We start from the raw sequence: 24,489 nt of genomic DNA, 5'->3' as shown, positions 1-24,489 counted from the left end.
AGCGGGGTAGAAGGTGGGAACAAACGTGGCCGCTCTGCTGTTGGCTTTACTACGATGCTCTAGTTCATGCTGCCCGCCGCTGGCGCCGCTGGCGCCGCTGGCGTCGCCCCGCGGTGCCGACGTGGGCGAGTATGATCATCATTTCTCGTATCCTGCATTCGATGTGTGTGACGTGATCAGAAAGGATCTCTCTTGCCGCATAGTCCGCACGGCCCTCTCCCCGACTCCGACGCTGCCCGCGACGCCGCGACAACTGATGCGATCGCCACCGAGCAGCGCTATGTGGATGGTCTTTTCGATCATCTCGACGAGGACATTCGGGCTGCCCGCGAGCGGCTAGCGGCCGTGTCGCTGCGCCCCGAGGGAGTGGACCCGGACACAGATGATCTCATTCGCCGCGAAGCCGAGTACCACAGCCTGAATGAGAAGCTGGATCGTGCCGCGCTTGCCCAACTCGGTTTAGTCTTTGGCCGTATTGACGTCGATGATGCCGACCCCGACGATCCCATTGAGCTCGATGGGCAGCGCGTGGATCGTCGATATATCGGGCGTATGGGAGTCCAAGACGCCGCCGATAATTATCGCTCTTTGCTTCTCGATTGGCGCGCCCCCATGGCACGCCCCTTCTATCTGGCCACCACCGTCAACCCGGCGGGGGTGCACCGTCGCCGCCATATCCGCACCCGCGGGCGTACCGTCACAGCAGTCGATGAGGAACGGCTTGTGGGCCAGTCCCCTGCCACATCCGATGGAGACGCTCCCGCCGATATCGCTGGTGAGGCCGCTTTGGCGCAGGCGCTCAATGCTGCCCGCTCTGGCCACATGAACACCATCGTGGAAACGATCCAGCGAGAACAAGACACCATTATCCGCGATAACAACCGCGGCGTGATGGTGGTCGATGGCGGCCCCGGCACCGGCAAGACAGCGGTGGCGCTACACCGTGTGGCCTATCTGCTCTATACCTGGCGCGAACAACTGGCCAAGACCGGCGTGCTCATTGTGGGGCCGAACCGTCGCTTCCTGGACTATATTTCGCGGGTGCTGCCAGAGCTCGGCGAAACTGGCGTGGTTCTCTCCACCATTGGAGAGCTCTATCCTTCGGTCACTCCCACCGGCCAAGACACCCTCCTGGCCAAGGAGATCAAGGGCTCCTCGGAGATGGCCTATATTCTGCGCGAGGCGGTCAAGGCCTATCAGCAGGTGCCCGCTGAGGAGATTCCTCTCACCGTGGATGGGGTGTCGCTGCGTATCACCCCGGCCATGGTGAAAAAGGCGCGCACTCGCGCCCGACGCTCGCGCAAGCCGCATAACCGCGCCCAGCCAATTTTTGCCGATAGGCTGCTCGAGCTGCTGGCCGAGCACATGGCCGAGGTGATCGGTGCCGATCCCTTGGGGCAGGAGAATCTACTTTCTGCCGCGGATATCGCCCAATTGCACGATGATCTCAGTGAGGAGGCACAGGTCCTCGAGATCATCGACACTCTCTGGCCGCGGCTGAGCCCTCAACAGGTGCTCGCGGAACTCACCTGCGACCACGATCGTCTCACCGATGTGGCCGCCGACTATGACGAGGCCACCATCGAAGGATTGTTCCGGCCAGGCTATGATCCGGACACGCTCGACGATGCGGTGATCGCGTGGACCCCAGCCGATGCCGCACTCCTCGACGAGCTCTCGCTGATCATCGGCATCGACAACCCCGAAGAGTCGGCAGAGCAGGCCGAGCAGCGGTGGCGGCAACAAATTGACGACGCCCAAGATGCGCTGGATATTCTCATCGGCTCCGCCAACTCGGACTTGGACGATGAGTTCGATGCCGAGGTGCTCTCCGCCCACGACGTGGTCGATGCCGAGACTCTCGCGCAGCGGCAGCAGGTGCGCGATAATCGCTCCACGGCGGAAAAGGCCCGTGCTGATCACACGTGGGCCTTTGGCCACGTGGTGGTGGACGAAGCCCAGGAGCTCTCCGAGATGGAGTGGCGGATGGTGTTTCGCCGGGTGCCGAGCCGGTGGATGACCATTGTGGGCGATACCGCCCAAACTGGCTCCCCCGCTGGCGCGGATAGCTGGGCGGAGACCTTCGCCGAGTTCGTCGGCTCGCGGGTACGCCACCACGAATTGACCGTGAATTACCGTACTCCGGCGACGATCATGGAGCTGGCGCAGACACTCTTGCCGCTCATCGCCCCAGAGCAACAGCCCGCACAGTCGGTGCGCGATGTCGATGATGCAGTCACGCAGCTTCCCAAGGAGGCCTCTGTGCGCCGCATTGTGAAAGCACTCAAGGAGGAACATCCGGAGCGGATGGTGGCCGTCGTCGCCGCCCCGGAGGTTCTCGACACGCGCGCCGACCTGCAGGATATGGATGAGGCCCGCAGCGTCGATGAGGTCAAGGGATTAGAGTTTGACCACGTTATCGTGGTCGAGCCGGAGGCCATCGCAGCGGGGTCGGCACGGGGGCTGAACGATCTTTATGTGGCGTTGAGTCGCGCTACCCAGACGGTGACGGTCGTGGGCGCGAGCATCGCAGACGTTGCTGCCGCCTATGCAGAGCTCTGATGCGTAGTAGCACAAAGCACCCGCCCTTTTCGGGCGGGTGCTTTTCAGTGGTATAGCGCTTAGCTGACGGTGTGAACGATCATCACATCGCAGTCAGACTGGCGGGCCACATCGGCGGGCACGGAGCCCAGCAGGCGGCCGGTGAGGGAGTTGATGCCGCGGTTGCCGACGATGAGCAGATCTGCCGTGTACTCGTTAACGATGCCCATCAGTGCCTGCACTGGGGTGCCGGCCTTCAGCGCGGTCTCGATCTTGGTGGCACCGACCTTCTTGGCCACCTCGGCGGCGCTGTCGAGGTTCTTCTGTGCCGGATCATTACCGAGAACGGTGACGGAGTCCTGGCGGAGAGTCTTGGAGGCTTCTTCCGTGCTCTCGTAGTAGGCGGAACCGATGACCAAGGTGGCGTCGAACGCCGCGGCAATGGAGGCAGCACGCTCAACGGCCAGTAGCGAAGACTTGGAGCCGTCGGTACCCACGACGATGGTCTGGTAGTTTTCGTTCATCGACAAAGAACCCCTTTAACACATACCTAGGTTGTATTTGCTGTTGGACTTTAGGTTACCACCGACGCGTCCGCCTCGGCCCCAAGGTGAGCGTCGTTGTGCCGCTCGCCGGGACGGTGCAGAGAAGAAAGGGCGGCGTCGATAAGCGGCGCAGCACTTGGGCGCAGCGCATAGCCGCAGCATCGAACCACAACACCGGGTATTAGATGCCGGCCTCGGTGATACCACGCAGTTCTTTCTTCAAATCGCGGATCTCATCGCGCAAACGGCCCGCCAGCTCGAATTTGAGTTCCTTGGCTGCGGCAGACATCTCCGCGGTGAGCGAGTCAATGAGCCTGCGCAGCTCCTCTTGCGGCATGGAGGAGATATCGCGTTTATCCACCAGCGCGGCATCGGCGGCCGCATCGGGGCGCGCCTCCCCCTCTTCGGCATTGTCATAGACCTGGTCAAGGATGTCGGCAATTTTCTTGCGCAGCGGCTGGGGGTCGATGCCGTGTTCGCGGTTATAGGCGAGTTGCTTCTCGCGGCGCCGCTCGGTTTCGTCGATCGCGGCCGCCATGGATTCGGTCACCTTATCGGCATACATGTGCACCTCGCCGGAGACGTTGCGGGCGGCGCGGCCGATGGTCTGGATCAGCGAGGTGGTCGAGCGCAAGAAGCCTTCCTTGTCCGCGTCGAGGATCGCCACCAGCGACACCTCCGGCAGATCCAGCCCCTCGCGCAAGAGGTTGATGCCGACCAATACGTCATAGGTGCCGGTGCGCAGTTGGCGCAGCAGCTCCACGCGCTGCAGCGTATCGATATCGGAGTGCAGATAGCGCACCCGCACCCCATTTTCCAGCAGGTAATCGGTGAGGTCCTCGGCCATCTTTTTGGTCAGGGTGGTCACCAACACGCGCTCGTTTTTCTCGGTGCGCAGGCGAATCTCGTGGATGAGATCGTCGATCTGGCCTTCGGTCGGTTTCACCACCACCTTCGGATCTACCAGCCCGGTGGGGCGAATAATCTGCTCCACGAACTCGCCGCCGGTAGCGGCAAGCTCATAGGGGCCGGGGGTGGCGGACATGTAGACGCATTGGCCCTTGCGGGCGTCGAATTCATCCCAAGTGAGCGGGCGGTTGTCCAACGCCGAGGGCAGGCGGAAACCAAAGTCCACGAGGTTGCGCTTGCGCGACATATCGCCTTCGAACATGCCGCCGATCTGGGGCACGGTCACGTGGGACTCGTCGATGATGGTGAGGAAGTCTTCGGGGAAATAGTCGATAAGGGTGGCCGGAGCCGAGCCTGCGGGCCGCCCATCGACGTGCCGGGAATAGTTCTCGATGCCGGAGCAAAAGCCCACCTGCTGGATCATCTCGAGATCATATTCCGTGCGCATCCGCAGCCGCTGCGCTTCGAGCAGTTTGCCGCGATTCTCTAGGTCAGCGAGGCGCTCTGCCAGCTCGGCCTTGATGTCTTCTACCGCCTTGGCCATGCGTTCCTCGCTGGCCACATAGTGGGTGGCGGGGAAAATGCGCAGCTCTTCTACCTGGCGGATCGGATCGCCGGTAACGGGGTGAATGTAGTAGAGGGAATCAATCTCATCGCCAAAGAACTCCACCCGCACCGCGAGCTCCTCATAGGCGGGGATGATATCCACCACATCGCCCTTGACGCGGAACGCGCCGCGCACAAAGGCCACGTCGTTGCGATCGTATTGTATGTCTACCAGCAGCCGCAGGAAGCGATCCCGCTCCACTTCTTCGCCCACGCGCAGCACCACCGAGCGATCCAGATAGGATTGCGGGGTTCCGAGACCATAAATGCAAGAAACGGAACTGACCACCACAACGTCGCGCCGCGAAAGCAGCGCCGAGGTGGCGGAGTGGCGCAGGCGCTCCACATCGTCATTGATGGAGGAGTCCTTTTCGATATAGGTATCGGTCTGCGCCACATAGGCTTCCGGCTGGTAGTAGTCGTAGTAGGAGACGAAGTATTCCACCGCGTTATTCGGCAAAAGCTGCCGCAGCTCATTGGCCAGCTGGGCAGCAAGCGTCTTATTCGGCGCCATCACCAAAGTGGGGCGCTGCACCTGCTCGATCAACCACGCCGCCGTGGCCGATTTACCGGTACCGGTAGCGCCCATGAGCACCACGTCCCGCTCGTTGTTATTGATACGAGCAGTGAGTTCCTCGATCGCCCGCGGCTGGTCGCCGGCCGGTTGATACTCCGAGATCACCTCGAATTTTCCGTTCGAGCGTTCCACCTCGCCTACGGGACGAAACTCGGACTCGGACAACACTGGGTGCTCTGCTGCAAAAGCCATAGCCTCGAGACTACCCGCCCGTGTTGACCCGCTCCCATAGCTGCTCAACCTGGGCGGCCAACTCGTCTATTGTCCCGGAATTATCCAGCACCACATCCGCCGCCGCGCAGCGCTCCTGCTCCCCCATCTGCCGCGCAATACGATGACGCGCATCCTGTTCATCCAGTCCTCGCTTATCGACGAGACGCTGCAGGCGCAGCTCCTCTGGGGCGGAGACCACCGCGGTGATATCCACCGCGCGATCGAGTCCGAGTTCGATGAGCAGCGCCGAATCGTGCACGATGACCTCTGCTCCACTCTCCGCTGCTTCGGCGAAGAGCTCGCGGGTGCGCTCGGCGATGCGCGGGTGGGTGATTGCGTTGAGGCGCTCGGTTCGCTTTTCATCCACGAAGGCTCGCTGCGCGAGAACTCTTCTGCGTAGTACCCCAGAATCGTCGAGAATATCCTCGCCAAACTCGGCTGCGAGTTCCGCGAGTGCCGGCTGTCCGGGTTCGACGATCTCTCGTGCGATGAGGTCTGCGTCGATAATGAATGCCCCCTTGTCCTTGAGGATCGCCGTCGCTGTGGACTTCCCAGAGCCGATGCCGCCTGTGATGCCAATGATCGTCATGGTGTCTCAGTCTACGGGCGTAAGCTTGAGCCGGTACATACTACGGTCGAGAGAAAGACGAGGACACATATGGTGTCGCCACACAAGCTCGTGGTGATCGGAGTCGGGCACGTGGGAAGCTATGTGCTCGCTGACGCGATGAAGATGGGGCTCTTCGGCGAGGTCGTCACGATCGACATCGCCGAGGGGGTGGCCCACGGCGAGGCCCTAGATCAGCATCACGCTACCGCCCTGAGTTCCATGACATCCACAGCAGTGCGCGCTGGAGACTATAGCGACTGCGCCGACGCGGATGTCATTATCTGCGCTGCCGGCCCCTCCATCATTCCTTCCGCGGAGAACAGCACTCCTGATCGTGCCGAGCTTGCCGCCATTAACGCGGCACTGATCCGCGACGTGATGAAACAGGTGGTGGACTACACCCGCGATGCGGTGGTCATCATGATCACCAATCCCTTGGACACCACCCTTTACGTTGCGGAAAATGAATTCGACTACCCCGCCGGAAGAATCTTCGGTACCGGCACCATGCTTGACTCTGCGCGACTACGCAGAATAGTTGCGGACAAGCTCGGGGTGTCCCCGCTGAGCGTCAGCGGCTACATGATGGGCGAGCACGGCCTGTCCGCTTTTCCCGTGCTCTCGCATCTGAGCGTGGGCGGATTGTCCGTCGCCGAGCTGGAACAGACCTTTACTGGGGTGCATCTCGATCCGGAGCGTCTCGCCGAGGACACCGTCCAGGCCGCCTACGAGGTATTAAACTCCAAGGGCTGGACCAATGCCGGTGTGGCGCAGTCCGCGGTACTCATGGCGCGGCACGTCTTGCTCGATGAAAAGGTGATCGTGCCGGCCTGCACCACCGCCCGTGGCGAGTATGGTTTCGATGGCGATGTGGCGTTCTCCATGCCCACCCTGCTGGGTCGAGGCGGCGCCGAGCGACGCTTCGCTGTCTCGCTCAACGATTGGGAAGAGGCCGCATTGGAGCGCTCGGTGGCGGCGATTCGCACCGCCATCACCGCCGCCCAGGCCACCTAGGACTTGCCCCACGAGGGGCGTGTCCTCCCCCCCCCCCCATCCAGACACACGACAAGGGGCGCTGCGTGATCGCAGCGCCCCTTGATTGTGTGCTCATCGCTGCCCGCTAGGCGGGCTGAGGCGAGAGGAGCGAAGCTTTAAGCCTGAGGCTTATTTATCTTCCACGTCGAGGAAGATGGTGCCGTGGGTAATGGTGCCATAATCGGCAACGACGTTGATAGCGCCCTGCTTCTTGTGGTTGGTCACCAGCACCGGGGTGATCGGCGAGTAGCCGGCGGCCTCGATAGCGGCGCGGTCAAACTTCAGCAGCGGAGTGCCAGCCTCGACCACATCGCCCTTGTTTACGAGAACCTCAAAGCCCTCGCCCTTCATATTCACGGTGTCCAGGCCCACGTGGATGAGCATCTGCAGCCCATTGTCCAGCTTCAGGCCCACGGCGTGACCGGTGGGGAAGGTCATAACGACCTTGCCGTCGCCCGGGGCGTATACGGTGTCGCCGGACGGATCGATGGACGCACCCTTGCCTACAGCCCCCATGGCGAAAGCCTCATCGGGAGTGTCGGCCAGCGGCACCAGCGTGCCGTCCAAGGGAGCCTCGACCTTCTTCTCGGTCTTGACTGCGGTGGCAGTGCCAGCAGCAGCTGCACCAGCGGCAGGAGCGGCGGCAGCCGGAGCGGTCTCCGCTGCACCAGCGGTCGGAGCGGAGGCCTCGGCGGACTCATCGGCCTCGTCCTCGGCGATGCGGGCGCGCACCTCATCCTTTTCTTCCTTAGACCGGTAGTCGAAGAAGACCACGAGGAAGAAGGAGGTGAAGAAGGCGACAGCCAAACCGATGGCGTAACCCAAGGTGGGGGTCATGGCCGGGATGGTCAGCAGCGAGGTGAACACGAAGGCCTGAGCCTTAATGCCGAACAGGCCCATCACGATACCGCCGGCGAAACAGCCAGGAAGTAGTCGCAGGTAGGTCTTCTTGAAGCGCAGCACGATGCCGTACAGGCTGGGCTCGGAGATACCACCAAGCAGGCCGGCGGCAAGACCACCGGTGGCAACCTGACGCATCTGGCGGTTGCGCTCACGCACAGAGACCACCAGCACACCAGCGACGAGGCCGAAGCAGGCGAAGTTCCATGCGCCCATGGGGCCCTGGATGACGTCGAAGCCGAAGGTGGCAATGTTCTGCAGCATGACGGCGTTGAGCGGCCAGTGCAGCCCCAGCGGCACTAGGAAGGGGTACAGCAGCGGGATGATGATAGCGAGGATGAACGGCGAGAACTCGTAGGTGTTCATGAACAGTCGAGCGATGCCGTCACCGATGAAGATACCGAAGGGGCCCACCACGAAGGCGGTCAGCGGAATCATGACCAACAGGGAGACGAAGGGCACAAACACCATTTGCACGGCTTCGGGAATGACCTTCTTCAGGCCCTTCTCCACCCAGAACAGGCCGATAGCGGCCAGCAACGGCGGGAAGACTTGTCCACCGTAGTTGTTGAGCACCAAGGTCAGGCCGGCGACATCGATCTTGTAGATATCGATGCCCTCGGTCGCACCTTGCTCCACGACGGTGTGGATATTGTCCTTCAGTCCGATGAACTCGGGAGTGAGCAAGGCGGCTGGAATTGCGGCGCCCACCCATTCGTTTGCGCCGAGCTTCTTCGCTGCGGAGGCACCCACCATGATCGGCAGGAAGTAGAATACCGAGCGCCACATAGCGTGCATGAGCACATAGACGCCGGACTGCTCCGTCAGCGGTTCATCGAATGCCTGGATGCCTGCGGTGTCGAGCAGCACCAAGATGGTGATGATCAGCGAGGCGCCAAGCAGGGCCCACAGGATGGGCCGGAAGGTATCGGAGAGGAATTCAAAGGCGAAGTCCACCCAGCCGAACTTGCCGCGAACACCGGAGTACTCCTTCTTCGCGGACTTCTTGGAGGCGCCGCCTTCGCCGCCGGCGATGTGTTCCATGCCGGGCAGCTTGACGATGTCGTTGTAGTAGTTAGCTACGCCGCCACCCATGATCACTTGCAGACCATTGGATCCCTGCGGCACAACGCCCATCACTTCGGGAATATTGTCGAGAGCGTCTTGATCCGCCAATGAGCGGTCGCCTAGTTGCATACGCAGGCGAGTAGCACAGTGCGTAAACGAATCAATGTTTTCAGGTCCGCCGAGATTGGCCAGTATGGCCTCAGCGGCTGACGCATTCTTAGTCGCCATTGCGTCTACCTTTCGTAGAGAGTTTGTGAGAAAAGACTTAGGCCCACCCTACTTGGTAATCCGAAAAAGACTCGCGCCGCAGTTCGTCGCACCAGGAGCATCAGTGGGCATATATGAGCCACCGATAGAAATTGTGGGTTTCTGTCCGTTTTGCCACTATCGTGTGTGGCATCACGATAATTATAGGACACAAATCCACTCACACCTAGCGCCAGTACTATGCCGTAGATCACATTTACTTAGTACACCCTAATGACAATGAGAATAATAAACACGCAGTTAAAACGCCCTAGTGCTGGTTTTCACGGCTCCCACCGCCCCGTACTGCGCCGTCTCTCATGCCACAGCAATGCCCTGTGTACGGGTGTTTTATTAATGTCCGAATCAACATTTTTATCCACATCGACCCCACACGAAGTCACACTCCTTGGGTGTGCTACGGGGCTGTAGAAAAAGTGCACACTCTCCTGCGTAGTGACACAAAAAAGTGCCCTACCCCTGGGGGTAGGGCACTTCTTCTCAGTGACGCGTGCAGCGGTCACCGAGTGGAGGCTTAGTTGCCTTCCAGCTTCTCCTTCAGGGCAGCGAGCTGCTCGTCGGAAGCGAGGGAACCACCGGTGGTGGCTGCGGCCTCGGCTACGCCAGCGTCAGCGCTGGAGTAGTTGGAAGCTGCACCCTGCTGCTCGCCGGCCTCGGCAGCAGCCTCGGCTGCGGCGCGGTGACGCTCGATCTGCTGGGTGTGCAGCTGGAAGCGACGCTCGGACTCTGCGTAGCGAGCCTCCCATTCTTGGCGCTGCTCGTCGAAGCCCTCGAGCCACTCGTTGGTCTCCGGGTCGAAGCCCTCCGGGAAGATGTAGTTGCCGTTCTCGTCGTAGGAGTCGGCCATACCGTACTTGGAGGGATCGAACTCCTCGGAGTAGTCGTCGTCAGCCTGCTTCAGGGACAGGGAGATGCGGCGACGCTCGAGGTCGATGTCGATGACCTTGACCATGAGGTCTTCGCCAACGTTGACAACCTGATCCGGCACCTCGACGTGGCGCTGAGCCAGCTCGGAGATGTGGACGAGGCCCTCGATGCCCTCTTCGACGCGCACGAATGCACCGAAGGGAACCAGCTTGGTGACCTTGCCGGGCACGATCTGGCCCACAGCGTGGGTGCGGGCGAAGACGCGCCACGGATCTTCCTGGGTGGCCTTCAGGGACAGGGACACGCGCTCGCGGTCGAGATCGACGTCGAGAACCTCAACGGTGACCTCGTCGCCCACGGTGACAACCTCAGACGGGTGGTCGATGTGCTTCCAGGACAGCTCGGAAACGTGAACCAGGCCGTCGACACCGCCGAGATCGACGAAGGCGCCGAAGTTGACGATGGAGGAGACGACACCCTTGCGCACCTGACCCTTTTGGAGCTGGTGCAGGAACTCGGAGCGAAGCTCGGACTGGGACTGCTCGAGCCATGCGCGGCGGGACAGGACCACGTTGTTGCGGTTCTTGTCCAGCTCGATGATCTTGGCCTCGATCTCCTGGCCGATGTACGGCTCGAGATCGCGGACGCGACGCATCTCAACGAGGGATGCGGGCAGGAAGCCGCGCAGCCCGATGTCAAGGATCAGGCCACCCTTGACAACCTCGATAACGGTACCGGTGACGGGCTCGTCGTTGGCCTGGAGCTGCTCGATGGCGCTCCATGCACGCTCGTACTGAGCGCGCTTCTTGGACAGGATCAGACGGCCTTCCTTGTCCTCCTTGGTGAGAACAAGTGCGTCGATCTCGTCTCCGACCTCGACAACCTCTTCCGGATCGACATCGTGCTTGATAGACAGCTCACGAGAGGGGATAACGCCCTCGGTCTTGTATCCGATGTCGAGCAGAACCTCGTCGCGATCGACCTTGACCACGGTTCCCTCAACGATGTCACCATCGTTGAAGTACTTGATGGTGGCGTCGACGGCTGCGAGGAAGTCCTCAGCGGAGCCGATATCGTTGACGGCTACCTGAGGGGTGTTGTTGGTGGGCATATGTTAGTTGCTCCGAAAAATGTTGAAATAGGAATCTCGAATGGACAGGAAACGTATCTCTTGACGAGTAGATCGTGCGCCCTATTCGACGCTCTGACCAGCTTGTTCAATCTCACGCGCCCCATTTTCAGCCGTCCTATTACACCTGAAAACCGTGGACGCGTTGCGACACGCCTCCAACACTCTACTGCACGTTTTCGCTTCCGGCAAATAGAGTAACCTGCATGAACTCTCGTTTCACACCCGCCACATTTTCCGCAGCGAACCGCTCGTGGTGGGACCACGACGCCGCCAATTATCACGCCCAACATCCCGAGTATCTTTCCTCTTTCTACTGGTGCCCAGAGATGCTGCACGAAGAGCAGGCGCAGCTGTTGGGCGATGTCTCCGACACCACGGTGTTAGAGCTCGGCTGCGGCTCCGCCCCCTGCAGCCGCTGGCTCGCCCAGCGCTTCCCCACCGCCCGCATCATCGGCGTAGATATCTCCGAGCAGATGTTGCAGCACGCAGCTAGTAACGACGTCCCCCTCCACCTGCTCCACGCCGATGCCTTAGCCCTACCCCTGCGCCCTGGCAGCGTGGACACCGTCTTTTCTGTCTTCGGCGCGCTGCCTTTCATCGAGGATCTCTCCGCCGCCTTCGCCGAGGTCTCCCGTGTGCTGCGCCCCGGCGGGCGTTTCGTATTTTCCGTCAATCACCCCATGCGCTGGATTTTCGCCGACGATCCCAGCGCCGAGGGCCTTACGGTGGCGTATTCCTATTTTGACGACGACTATACGGAGGCGGATGATCAGGGCGTGCTTTCTTATGCTGAAGGCCACCACACGGTCTCCGACTACGCTAATGGTCTGGTAGCCGCCGGCCTCAGTATCCGTCACATGATCGAACCGGAGTGGCCAGAGGATCTCGAGACCACCTGGGGGCAATGGTCGCCGCTGCGGGGACGCATCTTCCCAGGCACGCTCATTATTTCCGCGCGCAAAGACTAAGAACGCACTCCCGACCGGCCACCTCCTAGAGAAAGGACCCTCGCGGCGTCATGGGCGGCATCCTCACCAGCTACGGCATCATTCTCGGCCTGATTGCCGTGGGTTTCCTCGTGGGTTCTACACGAGTCATTGCCTCTGAGGAGCAGCGCACAGTACTCGACCGGCTCGCCTTCTATGCCGCGCTGCCTGCCCTTTTGTTCACGGTGTTCGCCCGCTCCGAGCCGCAGCAGATGCTCTCTCCCGTGGTGGTGGCGACCTCGGCGGCGGCGGTGATTACCGCGGGTGCATTCGTCGCTATCGCCTGGGCAGGTGGTTGCCGGCATCGGGCGGATCTGACGATCGGGGCGGCGTCGTCAAGCTATATGAACTCCAATAACATCGGCCTGCCGGTGAGTCTCTACGTGCTCGGTAGCGCGGCCTATGCGGCGCCGGTGGTGTTATTTCAGGTGCTGATCTACGCCCCGATCATTTTGGCGCTGATCGATCGCTCCTCCTCATTATTGGTCGCGGTGCGCCACGCGCTGCTTAGCCCTGTGGTGCTGGGCGCAGCCGCGGGGCTGGTGGTGGCGTGGAGCCATCAGACAGTGCCCGATGTGCTCTTTCGCCCCGTCGAGGTGCTGGGCGGGGCGGCCATTCCGCTGATGCTCATGAGTTTCGGCGCCTCGCTCACCACCGCCACCCCACTGCGGGATCCGCAGGCGCGGACGCTGACCTTCTGGGCGGTGGGGCTGAAACAGCTGGGCATGCCGCTGGCCGCGCTCGGTGTGGGCATGCTGCTGGGGCTGGATCGCCAGCAGCTCTTTGCGGCCATGATTCTCGCGGCACTACCGACCGCTCAGAATGTGTATAACTACGCATCGAACTATGGCCGCGATACCCGCGTGCCGCGCGATACCGGGCTGATCACCACCTTCACCGCATTACCGGCGATGATGGTGATAGCCGCATTCTTCGGTTAAACGCTGCTGCGTAGTAGCAGCGTCTAGTGCGCAGCGGCATCCCAGTTCACGCCGGCCCCTACGGAGATCTCCAGCGGTACAGACAAGCGCACAGCCTTGTCCATCTCTTCTTGCAGGATCTCCACGACGGTGTCTTTTTCCCCTGGGGCGACCTCCACCACGAGTTCATCGTGCACCTGCAAAAGCAGCCGCGAGCGGAGCTTTTTATCCTGCATCACTTGGTACACGCGCAGCATGGCGATCTTGATGATGTCGGCGGCTGTGCCCTGGATGGGCGCATTCAGCGCGGCGCGCTCGGCGTTCTCGCGGGCGACACGATTGGTGGAGCTCAGCTCCGGCAGGTAGCGGCGCCGGCCGAAGAGGGTGGCCGTGTAGCTATCATTGCGGGCCTGTGCGACGACGTCGTCGAGATAACGCTTCACCCCGCCGAAGCGCTCGAAGTAGGTGGACATGATCTCTTTGGCCTCCCCAGGCGAGATGTCCAGCTGCTGGGAGAGCCCATAGGCGGAAAGCCCATAGACCAGGCCATAGGACATGGCCTTGACGCGGCGGCGGATTTCTGGGGTGACCTCATCGACGGGGACACCGAACACGCGGGAGCCGACGAAGTTGTGCAGGTCCTCGCCGCGGCGATAGGCCTCGATGAGCCCAGGATCCTCCGATAGATGCGCCATCACGCGCATCTCGATTTGGGAATAGTCGGCGGTGATGAGGCATTCGTGGTCTTGGTCGACTACGAAGGCGGAACGGATATGGCGGCCCACCACGGTGCGCACGGGGATATTCTGCAGGTTCGGCTCGGTAGAGGACAAACGCCCCGTCGAGGTCACCGTTTGGTTGAAGGTGGTGTGGATGCGCCCATCCGGCTGCACGGACTTGATCAGCCCGTCCAGGGTGGTCTTCATCTTCTGATATTCGCGATGGGCCAAGAGATGATCGAGGAAAGGATGCGGATGGGTGTGGGCGAGGTTCTCGATTTCCTTGGCTGCAGTGGAATAGCCCGTCTTGGTTTTCTTCGTCTTGGGCATCTCGAGGGTCTCAAACAGCACCACCTGCAGCTGCTTCGGGCTGGAGAGATTCAGGCTCTCGTCGCCGGCGATCTCGCGGGCGGCCTGCACTTCCGCGGCAACGTGCTCGATGAAGGAATCGCGCTGCCGCTCTAAACTGTCGATATCCACGGCGATACCGGTGTGCTCTACCTCGCCGAGCACGCTCACCAGGGGGAGCTCGAGATCCCGATAGAGCTCGAAGCTGTCGATCTGTTGCAGCTGCGTAGTAAGTTCCTCGGCCAGCTCGATAATCGCCACGCCCTCCGCTGCCAGCAGCTCGGATTGCGCATCGTCGAGCAGGCTCATCTGGCCGCTGTCCTCGGTCTGCTCGAGCTGCCGCTGCAGATGGCGCTGGTAGATATCGTTGAGCGCATAGGTGCGCTGGCCAGGCCGCAGCAGGTAGGCGGCGATAGCCACATCGTGGGCGATGCCGCCCAGGATCAGGCCGCGCCCACGCACCATGTGATAGACGGCCTTGGCGTCGTGCAGCAGCTTGGGGCTGTCCGATTCGAGCCACGCGGCGAGCGCCTGCTCGTCCTCCGGATCCAGCTCGGCCACCTCAGCGATGACCGCGCTGCCCGTCGCATCCACCAGCGCAATACTCTGCAGATCCCCGCGGCCGGCGGCTGCCGTGCCGCGCGCCGCCAGAGCGAGCGGTTGCTGCCGACGCTCCTGCAGCCACTGCGCCAGCGAGCTGGGCTTATCGACGCTCACCTCTAGGCGCTGCTCCTCTTCTACTACAGCCGCATCGCCATCGCTGGGCAGCGCGCTCAGCACCCGCTCGCGCAGATTCGAGCCGAATTCCAGCTCATCGAAGCGCTCGGCCACATCGGCGGCGTCGGCCGGGCGCAGTTTCAGATGCTCGGGGGTGATATCGAGAGAGAGGTCGGTGACCATCCCGGTGAGTTCACGGTTGAGCTGCACCTGGTCTAAGCGGGCGCGCAGGTTATCCCCGCGCTTTCCGCCGATATCATCAGCGTGTTCCACCACGCCCTTGAGGCTGCCGTATTTCACGATCCACTGGGCGGCGGTCTTTTCTCCCACCAGCGGAATATTGGGCAGATTATCGGAAGGATCGCCACGCAGGGCCGCGAAGTCGGGATATTGGGTGGGGGTGAGACCGTATTTCTCTTCCACCGCCGCAGGCGTGAAGCGCTTGAGGTCGCTCACGCCCTTCATGGGATAGAGCACCGTGGTCTGCTCGTTCACCAATTGCAGATAGTCGCGGTCGCCGGTGACGAGCAGAATCTCGTAGCCCTCGGGCTCGGCCGCCTTGGTGAGGGTGCCCACGATGTCATCGGCCTCGTAGTTCTCCATCTCCACGGTGACGATATTGCAGGCCTCGAGCACCTGCTTGATAAGCCCCACTTGCCCCTTGAACTCCTCCGGGGTGGCCTCACGCTGGGCCTTGTACTCGGGAAAGAGCTCGGTACGGAAGGTGGTGCGGCCCACATCAAAGGCCACGCCCACGTGGGTGGGCTGCTCCTCTTTCAGCAGAGAGGAGAACATGGACATAAATCCGTACACCGCGTTCGTGTGCTGGCCGCCGGAGGTGGAGAAATTCTCCGTTGGAAGGGCATAGAAAGCGCGAAAGGCCATGGAGTGGCCGTCGATAAGCATCAGGCGTGGCGTCGGATCAGTCATAGTGTCTCAGTGTAGACAGCTCGCGGGATGCCGATGTAGCGCGGTCATGACTAGCCGCGGCGGCCAGAGAAAAAACCAGCGGAGGCCCCTGAGTGGGTTGCTGCCTCCGCTGGTCACTGTGCCCCAGGTGAGACTCGAACTCACACTGGACGGGTTTTGAATCCGTTGCCTCTGCCAATTGGGCTACTGGGGCGCGAGACATCATTATAGAGCACCCCATGAAGGAAGGATAAATCACCTGCCTAGGGCTTAACTATGGCCGTTCCCACACCTTCGCGGCGGCCACGAGTGTCGTTTCGTTGCGCCCATTGCTGCTGTCGTATAGTCGCTACAGCACAGCACCGCGGCGGCAATGGGCCCGTGCCCCAGCCCCGCAGCCAAGACGAGAAAAGAGAGTCGCTGCACACACCATGAGAATCAATCCTGTCGAAATCCTCAACAATGCCTTCCGCGGTGCACTCATTGCGCTGGCGGAGCTGGTCCCCGGGGTCTCTGGCGGCACGATCGCCCTCGTCGTCGGCGTCTACGAGCGCGCCATCTCCGCCGGTGATGGAATCTTGGCCGCCTGCAAGGCGCTTCTGAGCGACCGCAAAGAGGCCGCGAACCGCTTTAAAAACCTCGACTGGGCGCTGCTCATCCCGCTGGTCGGGGCCATGGCGATCACCATTTTGCTCATGGCTGGGGTGATGGCCAGCTTCGTGGAGAACCAGCCGGAAATCGCCCGTGGCCTCTTCCTCGGCATGGTTGCCGCCTCCATCGTGGTGCCGCTGCGCATGGTGGACGCCGCTGCTCTGCGCCGTAAGCGCATCCCGGCGATCATCGCTTTTACTCTTGCCGCGATCGTCACCTTCATCGCCACCGGTGCCTCCTCGGCGCCGCAGAGCAACCCAGCGCTTCCGGTGTACTTCTTTGCCGCCATGGTCGCAGTGTGCGCCCTCGTGCTGCCGGGTGTCTCCGGCTCCTTCCTGCTGCTCGCGCTCGGGCTCTACCAGCCTGTTCTCAACGCGGTGCATGAGCGCGACCTCACGGTCATGGGCGTGTTCTTCCTCGGCGCCGTCACCGGTATCGCCCTGTTTATCAAGCTGCTCAACTACCTGCTCACCACCCACCGCACCCTCACCCTCATCACCATGAGCGGACTCTTGCTGGGCTCCCTGCGGGCCCTGTGGCCGTGGCAGAATGACGCCGCCGAGGCCATGGCACCGGACGGCAATATGCTCATCGTTTTTGCCTTCACCCTCCTCGGGGTAGTGATCGTTCTCGGCTTGGTATGGATGGAAACATTCACCGCACGCAAGGCTCCCGCCGCCATCTAGACTGCGATCACCGCGCCGCGACGTCGTGAAGCTGCTGCTCACTACGCAGCACACGGCCTCAGGCGCGGTTTTTTCCTGTCTCCACAAGTATGCGCTAGGGTGAATATCATGCATAAGTTTTCAGCGCAGCTTCTTCGTCGCCTCACCGCCGGCATCCTCGCGGTGAGTGTGGCCTGCAGCGCGAGTGCGTGCGTGGTCAATGAAGAAAATGGGCACCCGGAAGGCTGGCAGGACATTCAACCCGAGCCCAATCCGGATGTGGTTGCTCTCGTTCCCCCAGAGATCGCCGAGGCCGGCGTGATCACCATGGCCACCAATCCGCCCTTCGCCCCCGCGGAGTTCAAGGACTCCCACGGCACCATCATTGGTTTCGATATTGACCTCGCGCGTGCCGCGGCCGCCACGATGGGGCTAAAGCTTGACGTTCGCCAGCAGGACTTCAACATGATTTTGCCCGCAATCTCCTCGGGCACTATCGACTTCGGAGCCTCGGGAATGACCGATAACGAGGAACGCCGCCGCAAATACGACTTCGTGGACTATCTCACCGCCGGCATTCAATGGGCCGCGCCGCCGGATAGCGGGGTGGATCCCGATAACGCCTGCGGACTCACGGTGGCAGTGCAGCGCGGCACCGTATCGGAATCGGATGATGTTCCCGCCCGCTCCGAGGCCTGCGTCGCAGCCGGCAAGGAACCGATCACGATACTGGCCTATGATGACTCCGACTCGGCGGCGCTCGCTGCGGTGCTGGGCCGCGCCGATGCCTACTCGGCGGACTCCCCCATCAGCGCCTGGGCGGTGGAACGCTCCGAAGGAAAGATCGAATTGATCGGAGACATCACCGACGCCGCACACTATGGCTGGCCCGTAGACAAGGGCTCTCCCCTCGCCCCGGCCCTCGCCGCCGCCTTGCAATCGCTCATCGATTCCGGCGACTACGAGGCCATCATGACCCAGTGGGGCATCTCCTCCGGGCTGGCCGATAGCGCCGCCATCAATGGCGAGGACATCTAATCCCGTGGGCCGCCGCCTGCCACCTCTTGAACTCTTCGAGCACGCTAGACATTAGGACTATCTCATGACTCATCCCTCCACCGGCGCGAGCTCTGCTGCCGCCGACGCCGCCCCCATCGTGGCCAAGCCGCTGCGCCACCCCGGGCGGTGGGTGTTCGCCGCCATCTTGTTGCTGCTGACCGTGTGGTTCTTTATCTCTGCGGCGCGCAACGAGGCCTATGGCTGGGACACCTACGCCCAGTACATTCTCGATCGCCGCATCGCTATCGCCGCCCTGCATACCCTCGCCATCACCGTGCTCGCGATGATCATTGGCGTGGTGCTTGGCGCCCTCTTAGCGGTCCTGCGCATGTCGCCCAACCCGATTATGCGTGGTGTCTCCTCGATCTATTTGTGGATCTTCCGCGGCACTCCCGTCTACGTGCAGCTGGTGTTCTGGGGGTTGCTGAGCTCGATCTACTCCTCGATCGGGGTGGCGGGCTTTGAGCTCAGTTTGGAAGAAGCCCTGCGTAACACATTTTTCCTCGCCGTGATTGGGCTGGGGCTCAACGAGTCCGCCTATATGGCCGAGATCGTGCGCGCTGGTATTCAATCCGTTCCCGAGGGCCAAACCGAGGCCTCGAAGGCGCTGGGCATGAGCTGGTGGCAAACAATGCGCCGCACCGTGCTCCCCCAGGCGATGCGCATCATCATTCCCCCGACGGGCAATGAGCTGATCTCCATGCTCAAAACCACCTCGCTGGTGGTGGCCATTCCCTACGCCGGGGAGCTCTATGGCCGCGCCACCGACATCGCCAACGCGATCTTCGAACCCGTCCCACTGCTGCTGGTAGCCGCCACCTGGTATCTGCTGGTCACCTCCGTGCTCATGGTGATCCAGCACTATGTGGAACAGCACTTTGATAAGGGCTCCAGCCGCGAACTCACTGCCCGCCAACTGGCAGCGCTGGCCGACGCCGAGGGCGTTCCGCCGAACAATGTCACCATCAGTCACTCGACCACCCCGAAAAGGAAGTAATTACTCATGACACTCATGGTTGACGCCCAGAAGGTTGTGAAGAACTTCGGGCAGCTGAAGGTTCTCAAAGGCATCGACATGCAGGTGGAGAAAGGCAGTGTCACCTGCCTGATCGGCCCCTCTGGTTCCGGTAAGTCCACCATGCTGCGCTGCCTCAACCACTTGGAGCGCATCACCGCGGGGCGGCTCTACGTCGATGGCGAGCTCATCGGCTACAAGCAGCGCGGCAACACGCTCTATGAAATCTCGGAGAAGGAAGCCGCCCAGCAGCGCGCCGATATCGGCATGGTCTTCCAGAACTTCAACCTCTTCCCCCACCGCACCGCCCTGGAAAACATCATGGAGGCACCCATGGTGGTCAAGGGCGTCTCGGCCGCCGCAGCGAAGAAGCGCGCCCAGCAGCTACTCGAGGAAGTCGGTCTCGGGCACAAAGCCGAGGCCTATCCCCTGCAGCTTTCCGGTGGTCAGCAGCAGCGCGTGGCCATCGCCCGCGCCGTGGCCATGGATCCGAAGCTCATGCTCTTCGACGAACCCACCTCCGCCCTCGACCCCGAGCTGGTGGGCGAGGTCCTCGGCGTGATGCGCCGCCTCGCCGAACAAGGCATGACCATGGTCGTAGTCACCCACGAGATCAACTTCGCCCGCGAAGTCGCCGATCAAGTGGTGTTCATGGCCGATGGTGTGGTGGTGGAATCCGGCACGCCCGAGCAGGTGATTGATCACCCCACCCAAGAACGCACCAAGGAGTTCCTCTCCTCCATCCTCTAGTCCTGCTACTACGCAGTAGCGTCGGCACGCGACGCGCAGCCCCTATGCGAGGCTGAGCACCCCGCGAATCAGTGCAGACAGTCCACCGGCCGTGGCCAGAATGAGTGCCAGCCGGTGGGCTTTATCGCGCGGAATCAGTGTGGCACAGCGCACCCCGAGATAAATACCGAGCAGCATTGCCACTACTCCCACCGGCCAGATCTGTACCGGGGTGCCCGACACGCTGCCGGCTCCGAGCACGAGCTTCATAATGAGCGAGACCAGGCCGGAGACAATAAAGATCGGCTGCAAGGTGGCAGCATAGCTGCGCTGCTCCCAGCGGCTGGCTGCGGCATAGACGGTGATGGCCGGCCCCGCAACACCCGCGATGGTGTTCATAAAACCGCCCACCACCCCGGAGATCGCGGCGGGCAGCGCGCCGGAAAACTGCGGCACCCAGCGTTTGCCATAGGTCACTACGCACAACGCCACCAACAGCAGCGCCCCGACCAGAATCATCAGCCACGCCGCGGAGACGGCCCGAATCAGTAGCGCCGCAGGTATAGAGCCGAGCACCAAAACCGAGCTGATGATGCTAAACATGCGCCAATCCACCCACTGGCGTACCGTGCCGGTGGTGATCGCCGCGTTGACCACGGCCAGCACATTGAGCACCATGATGCCTTCGATCGGCCCGAGCAATACGCTCAGCACCGGCGCGGCAATCAGCCCCAGCCCCATGCCGGACACGCGCTGCAGCAAAGAGCCGAGCACCACAATGAAGAAAACTATGAACGCACTGAGCATTCATTTAACGTAGCGGAGCCGAGCCGTGCGCTCTGCCATGAGGTGCGTGATGCAGGCGCTTATCGACGTCGCCCCGCCGCCACAAGCGCCACAGCCGCCACAGGGACCTACTCTTGGGCGAGTTTCTCCGCCATGGCTGCCGCCACCGGTTGCGGCAGCATGCTGGACACATCGCCGCCATAGCGGGCCACTTCCTTGCACAGCGTGGAGGAGATGTGGCCATAGTGCTGCTCGGTGAGCAGGAAGAAGGTGTCGATGCCGCTGAGCCGTTTATTCATCTGCGCCATGGGCAGCTCGTATTCATAGTCGAGGGAGCTACGCAGCCCCTTGACGATGACGTCGATGCCTTCTTTCTGGGTGTAATCCACCAGCAGTCCCGTCCAGGTGTCCACTCGAACATTGGGCAGATGCGTAGTAGCTTCGTGCACCAACTGGGCGCGCTCCTCGACGCTAAACATGCCCTGCTTGTGTGGGTTGTGGGTGATGAGCACGACCACCTCATCGAAGGTGGCGGCGCTGCGGGTGATGATATCGAGGTGCCCCAAGGTGACTGGGTCGAAGGAGCCGGGGCACACACTGCGGGTGGGGGTGGGCATGGAGGCGTGGTCTTTCTAGGTGGTGCTGGTTACAGCAGGATCTGCCGCATCGGCGCTGGCATCCTCGCTGGCATTGACGGCGCTGGCGTCAAAGACGGCCATGTCCATCCGAGCGATGCCATAGGTGCGCTTTTTCAGTTTCTGCCCGGTCGGGGTGAAACAGGCCGGCCACGCGGTCTCGGGAGAGTCAATATGGCGCTCCACCACCACGGCGGCGCCATCGCGCAGCGTCGGAATGAGGGCGCGCACCATCTCGGCCACGGCCTCATCGGCGAGATCATAGGGCGGGTCGGCGAGCACCATGTCGAAGTAGTCGCGCGGGGCCGAGGCCAGATAGCTGGAGGCGGCGCGCTCCTCGATGTGAATATCGGCGTGCGGGATCAATTCCGCGTTGCGCCGAATCACAGCGGCCGCCGGCGGGTGATTCTCCACGAAGACGGCGCCGCGGGCGCCGCGGGAGACGGCCTCGAGGCCAAGGGCACCGGACCCGGCGAAGAGATCCAGCACCATTTTGTTCTCAAACCCGAAGCGCACCTGGAGGGAGGAGAACAATCCTTCCTTGGCGCGGTCGCTGGTGGGGCGTGTGCCCTTGGCGGGCACCGCGAGCTTTCGGCCGCGAGCCCAGCCGGAGATGATACGAGGGGAACCCATGTTGTCGTTAAGCCTCCTTGGTGGCGGGGTCAGATGCGGTGGAGGTGGCGTCGAGAAGCTCGAGTAATTCATCGCCACCGAGACAATCACCGAAATTCTCGATAGCGAGTGCGCCCACTACCCCAGGGCCTGGGGCGTGCACCGCCGTTTCGAGCTTCACGGCCTCGATGATGGCGAGCTCATCACCGGTGCGGACCTGCTGGCCCAGCTCCACCGTGAAACGCACGATGCCAGCAAAGGGGGCGAAAATCTTCATGCCCCACAGCTTAACAACGCTAGGACTTCTCGATGAATTCTTGCGTATCCTCTTCGACCTCACTCGCGAGCTCGCGGGCCCAGTCGGGATCGGTGCGCACATAGTCCATGGCATCAGCATAGGCCTGCTCGATAATGTCCCCATCGTCGATCAAGCTCAAAAGCTTGACTCTCCGGTGTCCGCCGGACTGGTCGGTGCCGAGTACATCGCCTTCTTGGCGGGTGCGTAGATCCAGCTCTGCGAGCGCAAAACCATCAGTGGTCTCTGCGACGCGACGCAGACGTTCAGCGGAGGGACTCTCGGCAGGCTGCGCGGTATGGAACAGGCACAGCGCAGCGTGAGCGCCACGGCCGACGCGACCGCGCAGCTGGTGCAGCTGGGAAACACCGAATCTATCGGCTTCACGCACATACATCACCGTGGCATTGGGCACGTCGATACCCACCTCGATAACTGTGGTGGAGACCAGCACATCGATACCGCCGGCGGCGAAGTCGCGCATCACATGATCCTTGGTGGCCGACTCCATCTTTCCGTGCAGCATGCCCACCTCGAGTTCGGGGAAGATCTGCGTCGCGAGCTGCTCGTGCATCTCATAGACCCCGCCCTCGCCGTCGATGCGCGGACACACCACGAAGCATTGCCGGCCTTGCTGCGCCTCCTCGCGGATGCGCTCCCACGCCCGTTTCACCCAGGCGGGCTTGGACTCGGGCACCACCGAGGAGGTGATCGGGCGGCGACCGCCTGGGAGTTCCCGCAGCATGGAGATCGCGAGATCGCCGAAGCTCGTCATGGCGATGGTGCGTGGGATAGGCGTGGCCGTCATCACCAGCATGTGCGCCTGCAGGCCATCGCCGCGGGCCAGCCGCAGCTTATCGCGTTGCTCCACACCGAAACGATGCTGCTCATCAACCACCACGAGCCCAAGATCGAAGAACTCCACGCCTTCTTGAAGAAGCGCATGCGTGCCGACCACAATATCGGCCTCGCCCGAGACGATATCGAGCAGCGCTTGGCGCTTGCTGGCCGTCGGCGCCGACCCAGTAAGGCAGGTGATGTGGACCCCGCCTACCCCGCCCATGCCGGCCGCATCCAGCAGCGCCTGCAAAGAGCGGGTGTGCTGCACCGCCAGTACCTCCGTGGGGGCGAGCAAGACCGCCTGGCGGCCGGCATCGACCACCTGCAGCATGCCGAGCAGGGCCAGCACTGTTTTACCGGAGCCCACCTCGCCGAGCAGCAACCTACTCATCGGCTGGGTGCGGCCGAGATCCTCGCTGATCTCGCGGTGAACCGCACGCTGGCCGGAGGTGAGACTAAAGGGGAGGCGAGCCACAAGCTGGGCGGCGCGCGACCCAGCGGCATCGGCGGCGCCGGCGCTATCTGCGGCAGGACAACTCGGGGCTACTTTCTCCGCATTGTCCACGGTGCGTAGTGCCATCACCAGCGCTAGGGTGAGCGCCTCGTTGTATTTCAGCCGCTGGATGAACGGCAGCGGCCCCCGGCTATCGGGTTGGTGAATTCCGCGCAGGGCCGCATCGAGGCTGGGCAGCCCGTGGGGGGCAGGCTCGCCGAGGGGATCGGGGATGTGCTCAAGTGCGCCCAGCACGCGATCGACAGCGGCCATGAACCGCCACGAGGTGACGCCTTTGCGCATGGGATAGACCGGTAGGTAGTCCATGGTGGCGAAAAGCTGCTGAATGGCCTCGCCATCGCCATAGGATTTCAAGTCATTCATGTTGCTCACCGGCACCTCGCCGGAGTCCGGGTCCGGCAGCGTGTGGAAGCTGGGATGGCTCAGCTGCGGCCGGCCGCGGTAATACTTCACTTTGCCGGTGAATATCGCGCGGGTGCCCACCTCGAGTGTGCGGTCGAGCCAGTGGGAGTTAAAGAAGCTGATACCGATGAGTGTGCGTCCATCGGAGACAGTGATGCGGGTCAGCCGCTTCGGCTTTTTCCCCTGCTCGGATGCTAGGTAGCGGGAATTGGCCTGCACCACGGTGCCGACGCAGGTCACCACATCGCCTTCTTCCACCGATTCCGCCAGCACATCCGAGCCATAGCGCGACCATGCGCGCGGATAATGCTCCAGCAGATCGGTGACGGTATAAAGCCCCAGTTTCTCCCGAATGACGCGGGCTTCTTTCGCCGGCAGCAGCGTAGATAAGCGCCGCTCGTCCTTCCAGCCCAGCAC

At 62.1% G+C, this 24,489-nt stretch carries 19 protein-coding genes and 1 tRNA gene; 8 read left to right on the top strand and 12 right to left on the bottom strand.

Going from position 1 to position 24,489, the window contains the following annotated elements:
* Positions 1 to 192: 192 nt before the first annotated feature.
* Complete coding sequence (locus GBB11_RS10560; protein WP_151550151.1) at positions 193 to 2,562, top strand: AAA family ATPase; 2,370 nt, start codon at positions 193 to 195, stop codon at positions 2,560 to 2,562.
* 59 nt (positions 2,563 to 2,621) lie between these two features.
* Here GBB11_RS10560 and GBB11_RS10555 read toward each other — a convergent pair whose 3' ends face one another.
* From GBB11_RS10555 to coaE, 3 genes are all read right to left on the bottom strand, one after another.
* Positions 2,622 to 3,065, bottom strand: a complete 444-nt coding sequence (locus GBB11_RS10555) for a universal stress protein (protein ID WP_151550150.1) — start codon at positions 3,063 to 3,065, stop codon at positions 2,622 to 2,624.
* Positions 3,066 to 3,267: 202 nt separating this feature from the next.
* Complete coding sequence (uvrB, locus tag GBB11_RS10550; RefSeq protein ID WP_151550149.1) at positions 3,268 to 5,370, bottom strand: excinuclease ABC subunit UvrB; 2,103 nt, start codon at positions 5,368 to 5,370, stop codon at positions 3,268 to 3,270.
* 10 nt (positions 5,371 to 5,380) lie between these two features.
* Positions 5,381 to 5,980: a dephospho-CoA kinase gene (gene coaE, locus GBB11_RS10545; protein ID WP_151550148.1), complete on the bottom strand. Its 600-nt coding sequence runs from the start codon at positions 5,978 to 5,980 to the stop codon at positions 5,381 to 5,383.
* A gap of 69 nt (positions 5,981 to 6,049) precedes the next feature.
* Between coaE and GBB11_RS10540 the strand changes: the two genes are divergently transcribed.
* Positions 6,050 to 7,015: an L-lactate dehydrogenase gene (locus GBB11_RS10540; protein ID WP_151550147.1), complete on the top strand. Its 966-nt coding sequence runs from the start codon at positions 6,050 to 6,052 to the stop codon at positions 7,013 to 7,015.
* A 150-nt stretch (positions 7,016 to 7,165) separates the two neighbouring features.
* Here the strand turns inward: GBB11_RS10540 and GBB11_RS10535 are convergent, their stop codons facing one another.
* Both GBB11_RS10535 and rpsA read right to left on the bottom strand, forming a co-directional pair.
* Positions 7,166 to 9,232 (bottom strand): glucose PTS transporter subunit IIA, encoded by a 2,067-nt coding sequence (locus GBB11_RS10535; RefSeq protein WP_151550146.1) that lies wholly within the window; start codon positions 9,230 to 9,232, stop codon positions 7,166 to 7,168.
* A 553-nt stretch (positions 9,233 to 9,785) separates the two neighbouring features.
* Positions 9,786 to 11,249, bottom strand: a complete 1,464-nt coding sequence (rpsA, locus tag GBB11_RS10530; protein ID WP_151550145.1) for a 30S ribosomal protein S1 — start codon at positions 11,247 to 11,249, stop codon at positions 9,786 to 9,788.
* A 224-nt stretch (positions 11,250 to 11,473) separates the two neighbouring features.
* Between rpsA and GBB11_RS10525 the strand changes: the two genes are divergently transcribed.
* Positions 11,474 to 12,238, top strand: a complete 765-nt coding sequence (locus tag GBB11_RS10525) for a class I SAM-dependent methyltransferase (RefSeq protein ID WP_151550144.1) — start codon at positions 11,474 to 11,476, stop codon at positions 12,236 to 12,238.
* A 50-nt stretch (positions 12,239 to 12,288) separates the two neighbouring features.
* Positions 12,289 to 13,197 (top strand): AEC family transporter, encoded by a 909-nt coding sequence (locus GBB11_RS10520; RefSeq protein WP_151550143.1) that lies wholly within the window; start codon positions 12,289 to 12,291, stop codon positions 13,195 to 13,197.
* Between the two features lie 23 nt (positions 13,198 to 13,220).
* Here GBB11_RS10520 and polA read toward each other — a convergent pair whose 3' ends face one another.
* Both polA and GBB11_RS10510 read right to left on the bottom strand, forming a co-directional pair.
* The gene (gene polA, locus GBB11_RS10515) at positions 13,221 to 15,890 is read right to left on the bottom strand and encodes a DNA polymerase I (RefSeq protein WP_151550142.1); all 2,670 of its coding nucleotides are present in this window, start codon (positions 15,888 to 15,890) and stop codon (positions 13,221 to 13,223) included.
* A gap of 119 nt (positions 15,891 to 16,009) precedes the next feature.
* A tRNA-Leu gene (locus tag GBB11_RS10510) sits at positions 16,010 to 16,083 on the bottom strand.
* Between the two features lie 217 nt (positions 16,084 to 16,300).
* On the opposite strand from GBB11_RS10510, the gene GBB11_RS10505 reads away from it, so the two are divergent.
* From GBB11_RS10505 to GBB11_RS10490, 4 genes are all read left to right on the top strand, one after another.
* Entirely contained in the window at positions 16,301 to 17,206 is a 906-nt protein-coding gene (locus tag GBB11_RS10505) for a DUF368 domain-containing protein (RefSeq protein WP_151550141.1), read from the top strand.
* A 108-nt stretch (positions 17,207 to 17,314) separates the two neighbouring features.
* Positions 17,315 to 18,223 (top strand): ABC transporter substrate-binding protein, encoded by a 909-nt coding sequence (locus tag GBB11_RS10500; RefSeq protein ID WP_151550140.1) that lies wholly within the window; start codon positions 17,315 to 17,317, stop codon positions 18,221 to 18,223.
* Positions 18,224 to 18,287: 64 nt separating this feature from the next.
* Positions 18,288 to 19,241: an amino acid ABC transporter permease gene (locus tag GBB11_RS10495; RefSeq protein ID WP_151550139.1), complete on the top strand. Its 954-nt coding sequence runs from the start codon at positions 18,288 to 18,290 to the stop codon at positions 19,239 to 19,241.
* Positions 19,242 to 19,247: 6 nt separating this feature from the next.
* Positions 19,248 to 20,009 (top strand): amino acid ABC transporter ATP-binding protein, encoded by a 762-nt coding sequence (locus tag GBB11_RS10490; protein ID WP_151550138.1) that lies wholly within the window; start codon positions 19,248 to 19,250, stop codon positions 20,007 to 20,009.
* A gap of 42 nt (positions 20,010 to 20,051) precedes the next feature.
* On the opposite strand, the gene GBB11_RS10485 is transcribed toward GBB11_RS10490, so the two are convergent.
* The 5 genes from GBB11_RS10485 to GBB11_RS10465 all read right to left on the bottom strand — a co-directional run bounded on the left by GBB11_RS10485 (position 20,052) and on the right by GBB11_RS10465 (position 24,489).
* On the bottom strand, positions 20,052 to 20,795 hold the full coding sequence (locus GBB11_RS10485) for a sulfite exporter TauE/SafE family protein (RefSeq protein ID WP_151550137.1): 744 nt from the start codon (positions 20,793 to 20,795) through the stop codon (positions 20,052 to 20,054).
* A gap of 107 nt (positions 20,796 to 20,902) precedes the next feature.
* Entirely contained in the window at positions 20,903 to 21,391 is a 489-nt protein-coding gene (gene coaD / locus GBB11_RS10480) for a pantetheine-phosphate adenylyltransferase (protein WP_151550136.1), read from the bottom strand.
* A 15-nt stretch (positions 21,392 to 21,406) separates the two neighbouring features.
* A complete protein-coding gene (locus tag GBB11_RS10475) occupies positions 21,407 to 22,042 on the bottom strand; it encodes an RsmD family RNA methyltransferase (protein ID WP_151550135.1) in 636 nt (211 codons plus the stop codon).
* Between the two features lie 7 nt (positions 22,043 to 22,049).
* Positions 22,050 to 22,298 carry a biotin/lipoyl-containing protein gene (locus tag GBB11_RS10470; protein WP_151550134.1) on the bottom strand — a complete coding sequence of 83 codons (249 nt, stop codon included), beginning with the start codon at positions 22,296 to 22,298 and terminating at the stop codon, positions 22,050 to 22,052.
* Positions 22,299 to 22,317: 19 nt separating this feature from the next.
* A complete protein-coding gene (locus tag GBB11_RS10465) occupies positions 22,318 to 24,489 on the bottom strand; it encodes an ATP-dependent DNA helicase RecG (protein ID WP_151550133.1) in 2,172 nt (723 codons plus the stop codon).

Source organism: Corynebacterium sp. 74A (assembly GCF_008930665.1).
Taxonomy (GTDB): domain Bacteria; phylum Actinomycetota; class Actinomycetes; order Mycobacteriales; family Mycobacteriaceae; genus Corynebacterium; species Corynebacterium megadyptis.
This window is presented reverse-complemented; position numbering and strand designations above follow the sequence as displayed.